Here is a 10,693-nt window from a genome sequence, read left to right on the forward strand (position 1 = left end):
GAGCGGAACGCACCTGTACGCGGTCCGCTCGGCGGCCACCGTCCGCATCGCCCCGTTCCCCCGTGTTCTCGATGCGGACGAGCCACCGGCCTATCCAGTTGCGAACTCAGTTGGTGCCAAGCACGCGACCGCCCCCCGGTCCTGAACGCCTTGTGGCTGGTGGGTCCGGATAAGCGTATCTAGACGTCTAGGTGAGCGCAATTGTTGATTTGCGGAATTGTGGATTAGCCTTGCGGCGTGCGGGGCCGCCTCTTTCCAGTCGCCGATGGCTGGTACGAATGGCGCCAGGACGAGCCGCCGCTGGCCGGGACGGTGCTGGTGCGCGTCGGTGTCGGCGAGGGCGGGCGGCTGGTGCTGACCGGCCTTCGCATCGACGGGACGCCGAGCGCGGAGCTGTTGCGCGCCATCCCGGTCGGGCGCATCGAGGCGGCGGCCAACGCGCAGTTGGCGGCTGAGGGGGCGGCTGGGAGTACGACTCCTGTGTTGAGCCTTCGGGCCAGGCCGACCGTCGCGCCGGTGGCCGAGGACGTCGGGTGGGAGATGGTCGAGCCCTCGCTCGCCGTCGTGCGCGCGGCCCCGGCCGAGTCCGTGCGCCTGCGCGGGCGGCCCGACATCTTCTATCGGGAGGTTGCCGACGTGTACCTCGAGTACGCCGCGGCATCGCCCCGCCCCGCCTGCGATCTGGCCGACCGGCACGGGGTGCCCGTGAGCACCGCGCACCGCTGGGTGAAGGAGGCCCGCCGGCGCGGGTTCCTGCCGCCGGGGCGCCCGGGCAAAAGCGGCTGACGCCACCGTGGCACGGGTCGCGTGCGCGTCACTTGTATCGTGAACGCGTGTCGATTGACGGCGCCTTGCGGGCGAGGGTGCACGGGCTCGTCACCGAGTATCTCGGGGGACAGGACATCCCGGCGGACCTCGTCGCCAAGCCGGTCGCGATCCGGTCCGGGACCGCGGTCGTGTACTTGCGCCTGATCGCCAGCGAGCCGCCGTTCGTGCGCGTGTTCTCGCCGCTGCTGCGGAAGCTGGAGTGCTCGCCGGAGCTGCTGACCGAGCTCAACGAGCTCAACGGGCGGCTCAACTTCATCCGGCTGTTCTGGCGCGACGGGAGCGTGCTCGCGGCGGTCGAGATGCTGGCGTCCACGCTGGACCCGATCGAGCTCAGCAACGCCTGCGACTGGGTGGCCGACGCGGCGGACTACTACGACGAGCGGCTTCGCGACCAGTTCGGCGGGCAGTTGGCGTTCGACCCGCCGGATGCGCAGAGTTAGCAGTACACACTCAGGGTAATCACTCCCGAGGACCTCTGGCGAAACTGTCACACCCCAGGTCCAAGATGAGACCCATGAAGCGCCTCATCGTCTCGACCGTCGGCGGCCAACCCGTCACCGCCACCGAGCACCGCGTCCCCTCCCTGAACCCCTCCCGGCTGGACGATGTCGTGGCCGAGGTCGCGCTCGCCGACGCCGACACCTTCGTCGCCGCGTGCCGCTCCGCCCGTCGCGCGCAGAAGGCCTGGGCCGACGTGCCGGCGCCGGTGCGCGGCCGGGTCGTGGCCAACCTCGGCCGCCTGGTCGAGGCCAACTTCGAGGCCCTCGCCGCGCTGGTCACGCGCGAGGTCGGCAAGACCCTGACCGAGGCCCGCGGCGAGGTGCAGGAGATCGTCGACACCTGCGACTTCTTCCTCGGCGAGGGGCGGCGGCTCTATGGGCAGACGGTGCCGAGCGAGATGCCCGACAAGCAGCTGTTCACGTTTCGGGTGCCGGTGGGTGTGGCGGCGATCGTGACGGCGGGCAACTTCCCGGTGGCGGTCCCGAGCTGGTATCTCGTGCCGGCCCTCCTGTGCGGCAACGCCGTCGTGTGGAAACCGGCCGAATACGCGGCCGCGTGCGCCGAGGCGTTCGCCGAGCTGATCCGGCGGGCGGGGGTGCCCGAGGGCGTGTTCGAGGTGGTGTATTCGGACGGGCCCACGACCTATGCCGGCCTCGAGGCCGGGCTGCGCGAGCAGCTGATCGACAAGGTCGGGTTCACGGGCTCGTCCGAGGTCGGGGCGCGCATCGGTGAGCTGGCCGGGCGGCACCTGCAGAGCGCCTGCCTCGAGCTCGGCGGGAAGAACCCGATGGTCATCACCGAGGACGCCGACCTCGACCTGGCGGTGCACGGAGCGCTCTTCGCCGGCTTCGGCACCGCGGGGCAGCGCTGCACCTCGCTGGGGACGCTGATCGTCCACGACAGCGTGCTGGACGAGTTCACGCGGCGGCTCGAGGACGCGGTGCGGGGCGCGACCGTCGGCGACCCCGCAGACCCCTCGGTGCTCTACGGGCCGCTGATGAGCGAGCGGTTCGCGGAGCGGTATGAGGGCTATCTCGAGTGGATCGAGGACCATCACCGGGTCTCGGGCTCGTCCGGGGTCGGGCGGATCACGGCCGACAATCCGCGGGCCGGGTTCGTCGGCGATCCTGCGGCCGGGCTGTTCTACCACCCGGTGCTCGTGCACGGGGTTCGGCCCGAGGACAAGGTCTTCCAGCAGGAGACGTTCGGGCCGCTGGTGGGCATGGTGCGGTATTCGGCGCTGGAGGAGGCGATCGAGCTCGCGGACGCGCCCGGCTACGGGTTGTCGGCCGCGATCTACACCACCGACCCGCGCAAGGCGTTCACGTTCCGGCGGGGCACCCGGGCGGGCATGGTCAGCATCAACAACTCGACGTCGGGGGCGGAGGCGCACCTGCCCTTCGGGGGCAACGGGCGCTCGGGCAACGGCAGCCGGCAGTCGGGGGTGTGGGTGCTCGACCAGTTCACGCGCTGGCAGTCGATGAACTGGGACTACTCGGGGCGGCTCCAGCGCGCGCAGATGGACACGCTGACGATTTCGCCGGACCTGGATTATCGGCTCAGCCCGGAGTAAATCGGATATTTGCCGTAAATTGCCCCTCGGGGTGGCTCGCGCTCGATTCCGCGCGGGCGCCCCGGACGGGGGGAGCAATGATGTTTCGGCAGAAGGGGGCACGGTCGACGCGCTGGGCCGCGGTGGCGGTGCTCGCCACGTGCGGCGCGCTGGCCGTGCCGCAGACGGGCTTTGCGGCGGCGGCCGGGCCGGCTGGGGAGACGGGCGCCCGGCCTGGGCTCGCCGACCGTGCGGATCAGACCGACCGTGCGGCCGGCCTCGGCAAGGGCCGCAAGAGCGATCACGCGGCCGGTTTTGGCAAGGCCGGTAAGAGCGACCAGGCGGCCAAGGCCGGCGCCGACAAGAACGACCAGGCTGGGAAGGGCACCCAGACCGGCAAGAGCGACCAGGCTGGGAAGGGCGCCCAGACCAGCAAGAGCGCCCAGACCGGCAAGGCCGCCCAGACCGGCAAGGCCGCCCAGACCGGCAAGGCCGCCCAGACCGGCAAGGCCGCCCAGACCGGCAAGGCCGACCAGACTGGCAAGAGCCACCAGACCAGCAAGAGCGACGCGGCCGGCCAAGGCGACCGAACCGGGACAAGCAGCGGCCAGCAGGGCTCGGGCAAGAGCGCGGCCGGGAAGACGGCCGGGGTCGCGGCGGCTGTTGGTCGAGCGGCGGACGTCGCCGGCGGCAGTGGCGCGAACGCGGGCAGCACAATCGCCGGGCGCCAGGGTGCGGGCGGGGTGAAGGGGACCGGGGCGCGGGTGTTCGCCTGTGCCGAGGCCAGCGCCATCACGGTCGGGGCGACCTGGGCCGATGCCACGGTCGACGATCACGAGCAGACGCAGCTCGTCGTCGCGATCAGCCGGCCCGACGGGTGTCTGGCGGCCACCGGGCTGGGGTTCACGATCACGCTGCCGGGCGAGGGGACGCTCTGGCGGTCCCTGGGCAGCGAGGTCTCGACCTGCACCAACGCCGCCTTCACCACCGATGTCGGCGATCCGGTGCTCACCGCTTCCAGCGTCCAGATGGCCGACGGGATGACGGACTGCACGATCCGGTTCCCCGTCCTGGCGGACTCGTCCGGAAGCTACACGGTGGCGGCGGCGCAGTTCACCAGCGTCACGGGGCTGACGGTCGACCAGACCGCGCAGACGCTGACCGTGACCACCGCCAAGCCGCGCGTCGGGGCCAGCCTCTCGCCGTCGCAGATCACGGTCATGGAGAGCAGCACGCTGAAGGTGAACATGAGCCGGACCGATCAGCGGGCCGCGGCGGTCTCCAGCGGGCTCGGGTTCCGGCTCAACCTGCCGAGCGGCGTGACGATCGGCAGCGGCACTCCGGCGAACACGTGCGGGGGCACGGTCACGGCCGCGAGCGGGGCGGGCTTCTTCACGCTTGCCGGGGCGTCGCTCACCGGCTTCCCCGACTGCGTGGTCTCGGTGCCGATCACGAGCTCGATCGGCGGCACGTACGACTTCGATGACACGTCCGTGGCCGACCCGGTCGGGGTGCAGGCCGCGATGGCGGGCGGCTGCGCCGAGCGCACGCGGGCCAAGTCGAGCGGCGGTGCGTCGGGTGCGGGCAAGCGGGCCGAGGGAGGGTGCCGGCCCTCGCTGCAGGTGAACCTCAAGCCGCAGGCGATCAGCTTCACGGCCCCGGCCGACTGGTCGGTGTCGAAGCACACCGTGCCGCTCGTGGCCACGGCCGAGTCGGGGCTCGCCGTCGCGTTCACGAGCTCGACGCCGGCGGTGTGCACCGTCTCCGGGAGCACGGCCACGCTGGTCACGCCCGGGTCGTGCACCATCCTGGCGGACCAGGCCGGGAACACCACGTGGGACGCGGCGGAGCAGGTGCCGCAGACGTTCACGGTCGGTGCGCCGACGCCGGCTCCCACCGCGGTCACGGCCACCGGCGGCGTCTCGTCGCTCGCGGTCAGCTGGACCGCGCCGGGAGACGTGACGGGGGTGACGGGCTACACGGCGTACGCGAATCCGGGGCCGGCCACGTGTTCGACCAGCTCGGCGGCGGTGACGTCGTGCGTGATGGGCGGCACGGCGGGCGTGAACTACACGGTCACCGTCGTGGCCAACAACGCGCTCGGGGACTCGGCGGCCGCGGGGCCGTCGAACCAGGCCACGCCGACCGCGCCCACGATTCCGGCCACGCCGCCCGACACCGATCTCACGCTCACGACCGACAAGGGGCTCATCACCACCGCGGAGCCGGGGCAGGACATCGTGGTGATCGGGACCGGGTTCATGGCGTACTCGACCGCGACCATCGTCGTCTACTCCACGCCGATCGAGCTCGGCACCGTCGTCACCGACGGGCAGGGCAACTTCAGCAAGCCGGTGCGCGTGCCGCCGGATCTCGCGGTCGGCGGGCACCAGCTCGTGGCCGCGGGGATCGGGCCGAACGGGCAGCCGCACAGCCTGAAGATGGCGATCAACGTGCGGGCGGCCGGTAGCGGGCTCGCGGTGACCGGCGCGCCGATCGCGGCGATGCTGCAGCTGGGGCTGGCGACCATGTTCGGCGGTGGGGCGCTGCTGTTCGCGAGCCGCAACCGTCGCCGCCGGCTCGCGTAGCCGCGGCAAGAACGCGAAGCGGCCGGTCCCGGGAAGGGGCCGGCTGCTTCCATATGCGTCAGGCGGGGACGGCGGCCGGAGCGGGAGTGAGGGCCGGAGCGGACCGGCGGGTCTTGAACAGCAGCAGCGACAGCGCCGCGGCGCCGATCGACAGGCCGCCGGCGATGTACCAGGCGAGGTCGTAGTTGCCCAGGCGGTCGCGCAGGAGGCCCGTGGCCGTCGCCGCGATCGCCGCGCCGAACTGGTGGGACGCGAAGACCCAGCCGAAGACCACCGGCCCGCTCGCGCCGAAGTACTCGCGGCAGAGGGCCACGGTCGGCGGTACCGTCGCCACCCAGTCCAGGCCGTAGAACAGGATGAACACGAGCATGCTGGGGCGCACCGTGGCCGCGAACAGCATGGGCAGCACGAGCAGCGACAGGCCGCGCAGGGCGTAGTACCAGCCCAGGAGCACCCGGCTGTCCATGCGGTCGGTCAGCCAGCCCGAGGCGATCGTCCCCGCGATGTCGAACAGGCCGACGAGGGCCAGCAGCGAGGCCGCGGTCGGCTCGGCCATGCCGTGGTCGTGCGCGGCGGGGATGAAGTGCGTGCCGATGAGCCCGTTCGTGGTCGCGCCGCAGATCGCGAAGCCGCCCGCCAGCAGCCAGAACGCGGGCTTTCCGGCGGCCGTGCGCAGGGCGCCTAGGGCGCGCCGGGCCGCGCCGCCGGTCGCGACGGGCGGCGGCACGACGTCGGCCGAGCCGTACGGGGCCACGTTCAGGTCGGCGGGGTGGTCCCGCAGGCGCCACATGACCAGCGGCACCACGGCCAGGGCCGCGCCCGCGACCGTCAGGGCGGCCGAGCGCCACCCGTGCGCCTCGGTCAGCAGCGCGAGCAGCGGCAGGAAGACGAGCTGGCCGGCCGCGCCGCCCGCGGTCAGCACGCCGGTGACCAGGCCGCGGCGCTTGACGAACCAGCGACCGGTGACGGTCGCCACGAAGGCCAGCGCCATCGAGCCGGTGCCCAGGCCGACGAGCACGCCCCACAGCGCGATGAGCTCCCAGCTGTGCTTCATGAACACCGTCAGGCCGCTGCCGGCCGAGACGAGCAGCAGCGCGTACGCGACCACGCGCCGGATGCCGAAGCGCTCCATCAGCGCGGCGGCGAACGGGGCGGTCAGGCCGAAGAGCAGCAGGTTGATCGACACCGCGAGGGAGATGGTCCCCAGCGACCAGCCGAACTCGTCGTGCAGCGGGTGGATGAGCACGCCCGGAGTCGCGCGGAAGCCCGCGGCGCCGACGAGGGCGACGAACGCGACGGCGGCGACGAGCCAGGCCGGGTGCAGTCTCTTCACGGGATCATTGCAGCCCGCTCGAGACGGAAAGACGAGTGGCCCGAGAGCCATCATGCGCAAGAATTGAGCCATGACCGAGCAGCACCTCGTGGCCATCGTCGTCATGGACGGCCTGGTGCCGTTCGACCTGGGCACACCGACCCAGATCTTCGGTACCGCACGGGACGAGACCGGGCATCGGAAGTACAAGGTCCTCGTCTGCAGTCCCGACGCGCGCCCGGTCGAGGCGTCCGCGGGCTTCAAGGTCATGCCGGACCACGGCCTCGAACTGCTGCGGGCGGCCGACACCGTGGTCGTGGCCGGAATCCACAGCGGCGATCCGGTCGAGCGCGGCACAGTCGACCCGCGGATCAAGGACGCCCTGCAAGAGGCGCACAAGGCCGGGAAGCGCGTCATGTCCATCTGCACGGGAGCGTTCGTGCTCGCCGCGGCGGGGCTGCTGGACGAGCGGCCCGCGACCACGCACTGGTGGTGGGCCGAGAGGTTCCGGGAGTTCTTCCCGCAGGTCAAGCTCGACGCCGACGTGCTGTTCGTGGACGACGGCGACGTGCTGACCAGCGCCGGGGTGGGTGCCGGGATCGACCTGTGCCTGCACGTCGTGCGCACCGACTTCGGCAGCGAGGTCGCCAACCGCGCGGCCCGGCGCAGCGTGGTGCCACCGTGGCGGGACGGTGGGCAGGCCCAGTACATCGAGCGCCCCCTGCCCCGCCCGGCCGACGCCACCCTGGCCGCCACCCGATCGTGGGCGGCCGAGCGGCTGGATGCGCCGTTGTCCCTGCACGACCTGGCCGCGCACGCCAACATGAGCGTGCGCACGTTCACCCGCCGCTTCCGCGAGGAGACCGGGGTGAGCCCGGCGCGCTGGCTGCTGCAGCGGCGCGTCGACCACGCCCGCGCCCTGCTGGAGAGCACCGATCTGCCGGTCGAGGTGGTGGCCCGCCGCTCCGGCCTGGGCACGGCCGCGGGGCTGCGCCAGCACCTGCAGAACACGATCGGGGTCGCCCCCAGTGCCTACCGCCGCACGTTCCGGGTTGTGCCCGGGGTCAGCGGCGGGTAGGCAGGTATGAGCGATCGCCGTCGATCTCTATGGGAGGCAACCGTGCGAAGGCTCATCCCCCTGCTGCTCATCCCCCTTCTGCTCATCCCGGCCGCGCCCGCGTCCGCGTCCGCGGAGAGAACGAACGGCCCCACGGCGACCGGGTACGGCGGCGCGGTCGCGTCGGTCGACCCCACCGCCACCGCGGCCGGCCTCAGGGTCCTGCGCGACGGCGGCAACGCGGTCGACGCGGCGCTCGCGGTCGCGGCCACGCTGGGCGTGACCGAGCCGTTCTCGTCGGGCATCGGTGGCGGCGGATTCTTCGTGTACTACGACGCCCGCACCGGCCGCGTCTCGACCCTCGACGGCCGGGAGGCCGCGCCGCGCTCGATGGGCGAGAACGCCTTCGTCGACCCGGCCACCGGCCAGCCGATGGCGTTCCAGGAGGCGCGCGTCAGCGGGCTTTCGGCGGGTGTACCGGGATCCCTCGCGACCTGGCAGGAGGCGGCCCGGCGCTGGGGCACCCGCCCGCTCTCGTCCGCGCTGCGCCCCGCGGCCCAGGTCGCCCGCGACGGTTTCCTCGTCGACGCGACCTTCAACCAACAGGTCAAGGACAACGCCGCCGCGTTCGCGCAGTTCGAGCCGACGGCGAAGCTGTTCCTGCCCGGCGGCGCCCCGCCGGCCGTCGGCACCACGCTGCGCAACCCGGATCTGGCCGCGACCTACGACCTCGTCGCGCGGCGCGGCACCGGCGTCTTCTACACCGGCGAGGTCGGCCGGGACATCGTCTCCACCGTGCAGCACCCGCCGGTGGCCGCGAACCCGGGCCAGCCGTGGCAGTACCCGATCCGCCCCGGCGGCATGACGCTGAACGACCTGCGGGCCTACGACGTGCGCAACCCGGCGCCGACGAAGGTCTCCTACCGCGGCTACGACGTCTACGGCATGGCCACGCCGTCGTCCGGCGGCTCCACCGTCGGCGAGGCGCTGAACATCCTCGAGCGCTCCGACCTGTCGAAACTCGACAAGAGCCAGGCGCTGCACCGGTACCTCGAGGCAAGCGCCCTGGCCTTCGCCGACCGCAACCGCTACGTCGGCGACTACACGCCCCGGTCGCTGCTCGACGCGCTGCTGACCGACGGCTTCGCGGGCGAGCGCGCGTGCCGGATCGATCCCGCGAAGGCGCTCGCGAAGCCGGTCCCGCCGGGCGACCCCGATGGGCGTTACGACCGGCGCTGCACCACGACCACCGGCGGGGCGAGCCCGGACAAGGGCCTGTCGACGACCAACCTCACCGTCGCCGACAGGTGGGGCAACGTCGTGGAGTACACGCTGACCATCGAGCAGATCGGCGGCAACGCGATCGTCGTGCCGGGCCGCGGCTTCCTGCTCAACAACGAGCTGACCGACTTCAACTTCACCAACACGCAGGCCCCGGCGCAGGACCCGAACCTGCCCGGCCCCGGCAAGCGGCCGCGCAGCTCCATGGCCCCGACGATCGTCCTGCAGCACGGCAAGCCGTTCCTCGCGGTCGGCTCGCCGGGCGGCTCGACGATCATCACGACCGTGCTGCAGATCCTGGTCAACCGCCTCGACCTCGGCATGACGCTGCCGCAGGCGGTCGCGGCCCCGCGCGCGTCGCAGCGCAACACCGCGGCCGTCACCGCGGAGCCGGCGTTCATCGGCTCGGCCGAGGGCACGGCGCTGGGCGCGCTCGGCCACACGTACACGCCGATGGCCGAGATCGGCGCGGCCACGGCCATTGAGTTCCTGCCCCACGGCAAGCTCCTGGCCTGCGCCGAACCGGTGAGACGCGGAAGCGGATCCGCCGGCACGGTGCGGTAGGCGCGGTGCTCCCCGGCCGCCTCTTCCCGGAGGCGGCCGGGGGCATCACAAGATCAGCGGTGGCCGACGACCAGTGCCAGGAAGCCGATGGCGAGGCCGCCGAGCACGCACAGCGAGGCCACCGCGGCGATGGTGATGAGCACCCAGATGAGCGCGGCCGACTTCTTCTTCGGCTCGATCAGGATCGGTTCGTCGTCCGGATCTTCGAGCCGGGCCCGCTCGGCCACCTCTTCGGGGTCGCCGAGCAGGTCGAGGATCGAGCGCACCTCGACCTCAGTCTCCTGGCCCGGGCGGATCTCGGCGCGCTTGGCCGAGATGTGCTGGGAAAGGCCGGCGAGCAGCTCGGCGCGCCGGTTCGCGGGAACGCCGTTCAAGGCCTGCTCGACGGCGCGGAGATAGTCGTTGACCACGTCATCGTAGGTGTTCATGCGGCCCTCGTTCCGAGAATCCGGTCAACTGGTGAGCATCGGGGTCCAGCCTCCCCCGCTTGCGGTGAGCCGCAAAGAACTTTCTGCCCGTGCAAAAATGAAGCATGACCCGCTGGCTCGACGAGGATGAGCAGGCCGCCTGGCGCGCCTTCTACAGCGCGACCACGCTGCTGATCGACCGGCTCGACCGCGAGCTGCAGCACGACGCCGGCATGCCGCACGCCTACTACGAGATCCTCGTCGTGCTCTCCGAGTCCCCGGACCGTTCGCTGCGGATGAGCGAGCTGGCGGTCAAGACGCGCTCGTCGCGCAGCCGCCTCTCGCACGCCGTCACCAAGCTCGAGTCCCGCGGCTGGGTCAAGCGCCGCGACTGCGACGACGACAAGCGGGGCCAGTTCGCCGACCTCACCGACGAGGGTTTCGCCGCGCTGGTGAGTGCCGCGCCCGGGCACGTCGAGACGGTCCGGACCCACCTCTTCGACCCGCTCACCCCGCAGCAGATCGAGCAGCTGAGGCAGATCAGCGAGGCGATCAACGGGACACTCAAAGCCTGATTGTCAAGGCTTGTAAGGATCTCCATCG

9 protein-coding genes are annotated in these 10,693 nt (G+C 72.1%); 7 read left to right on the forward strand and 2 right to left on the reverse strand.

Features of this window, described 5'->3' with window-relative positions:
* Positions 1-237 precede the first annotated feature (237 nt).
* The 4 genes from ABT369_RS40025 (at position 238) to ABT369_RS40040 (ending at position 5,469) form a co-directional block, all read left to right on the forward strand.
* Positions 238-786 (forward strand): hypothetical protein, encoded by a 549-nt coding sequence (locus tag ABT369_RS40025; RefSeq protein ID WP_350620525.1) that lies wholly within the window; start codon positions 238-240, stop codon positions 784-786.
* A 47-nt stretch (positions 787-833) separates the two neighbouring features.
* Positions 834-1,268, forward strand: coding sequence for a T3SS (YopN, CesT) and YbjN peptide-binding chaperone 1 (locus ABT369_RS40030; protein WP_350620527.1), 435 nt, complete (start codon positions 834-836; stop codon positions 1,266-1,268).
* Between the two features lie 74 nt (positions 1,269-1,342).
* On the forward strand, positions 1,343-2,902 hold the full coding sequence (locus ABT369_RS40035) for an aldehyde dehydrogenase family protein (protein WP_350620529.1): 1,560 nt from the start codon (positions 1,343-1,345) through the stop codon (positions 2,900-2,902).
* Positions 2,903-2,982: 80 nt separating this feature from the next.
* On the forward strand, positions 2,983-5,469 hold the full coding sequence (locus ABT369_RS40040; protein ID WP_350620531.1) for a DUF7933 domain-containing protein: 2,487 nt from the start codon (positions 2,983-2,985) through the stop codon (positions 5,467-5,469).
* A gap of 58 nt (positions 5,470-5,527) precedes the next feature.
* Here ABT369_RS40040 and ABT369_RS40045 read toward each other — a convergent pair whose 3' ends face one another.
* Positions 5,528-6,853 (reverse strand): MFS transporter, encoded by a 1,326-nt coding sequence (locus ABT369_RS40045; RefSeq protein WP_350620661.1) that lies wholly within the window; start codon positions 6,851-6,853, stop codon positions 5,528-5,530.
* A gap of 19 nt (positions 6,854-6,872) precedes the next feature.
* On the opposite strand from ABT369_RS40045, the gene ABT369_RS40050 reads away from it, so the two are divergent.
* Together ABT369_RS40050 and ggt are read left to right on the forward strand one after the other, a co-directional pair.
* On the forward strand, positions 6,873-7,859 hold the full coding sequence (locus ABT369_RS40050) for a GlxA family transcriptional regulator (protein ID WP_350620533.1): 987 nt from the start codon (positions 6,873-6,875) through the stop codon (positions 7,857-7,859).
* A 42-nt stretch (positions 7,860-7,901) separates the two neighbouring features.
* Positions 7,902-9,683, forward strand: a complete 1,782-nt coding sequence (gene ggt, locus ABT369_RS40055) for a gamma-glutamyltransferase (RefSeq protein WP_502891877.1) — start codon at positions 7,902-7,904, stop codon at positions 9,681-9,683.
* A gap of 53 nt (positions 9,684-9,736) precedes the next feature.
* Here ggt and ABT369_RS40060 read toward each other — a convergent pair whose 3' ends face one another.
* Positions 9,737-10,111 carry an HAAS signaling domain-containing protein gene (locus tag ABT369_RS40060; protein WP_350620535.1) on the reverse strand — a complete coding sequence of 125 codons (375 nt, stop codon included), beginning with the start codon at positions 10,109-10,111 and terminating at the stop codon, positions 9,737-9,739.
* A 104-nt stretch (positions 10,112-10,215) separates the two neighbouring features.
* Between ABT369_RS40060 and ABT369_RS40065 the strand changes: the two genes are divergently transcribed.
* The gene (locus ABT369_RS40065; protein WP_350620536.1) at positions 10,216-10,665 is read left to right on the forward strand and encodes a MarR family winged helix-turn-helix transcriptional regulator; all 450 of its coding nucleotides are present in this window, start codon (positions 10,216-10,218) and stop codon (positions 10,663-10,665) included.
* The last annotated feature ends 28 nt before the right edge of the window (positions 10,666-10,693 follow it).

The organism is Dactylosporangium sp. NPDC000244, assembly GCF_040300725.1.
In the GTDB taxonomy this organism is placed as follows: Bacteria; Actinomycetota; Actinomycetes; order Mycobacteriales; family Micromonosporaceae; genus Dactylosporangium.

What these genes read in the sequence shown, in the direction of transcription:
- ABT369_RS40035 (WP_350620529.1), top strand. Translation starts at nt 1,343, where the DNA reads ATGAAGCGCCTCATCGTCTCGACCGTCGGCGGCCAACCCGTCACCGCC.
- ABT369_RS40040 (WP_350620531.1), top strand. Translation starts at nt 2,983, where the DNA reads ATGTTTCGGCAGAAGGGGGCACGGTCGACGCGCTGGGCCGCGGTGGCG.
- ABT369_RS40045 (WP_350620661.1), bottom strand. Translation starts at nt 6,853, where the DNA reads ATGGCTCTCGGGCCACTCGTCTTTCCGTCTCGAGCGGGCTGCAATGAT.
- ABT369_RS40050 (WP_350620533.1), top strand. Translation starts at nt 6,873, where the DNA reads ATGACCGAGCAGCACCTCGTGGCCATCGTCGTCATGGACGGCCTGGTG.
- ABT369_RS40060 (WP_350620535.1), bottom strand. Translation starts at nt 10,111, where the DNA reads ATGAACACCTACGATGACGTGGTCAACGACTATCTCCGCGCCGTCGAG.
- ABT369_RS40065 (WP_350620536.1), top strand. Translation starts at nt 10,216, where the DNA reads ATGACCCGCTGGCTCGACGAGGATGAGCAGGCCGCCTGGCGCGCCTTC.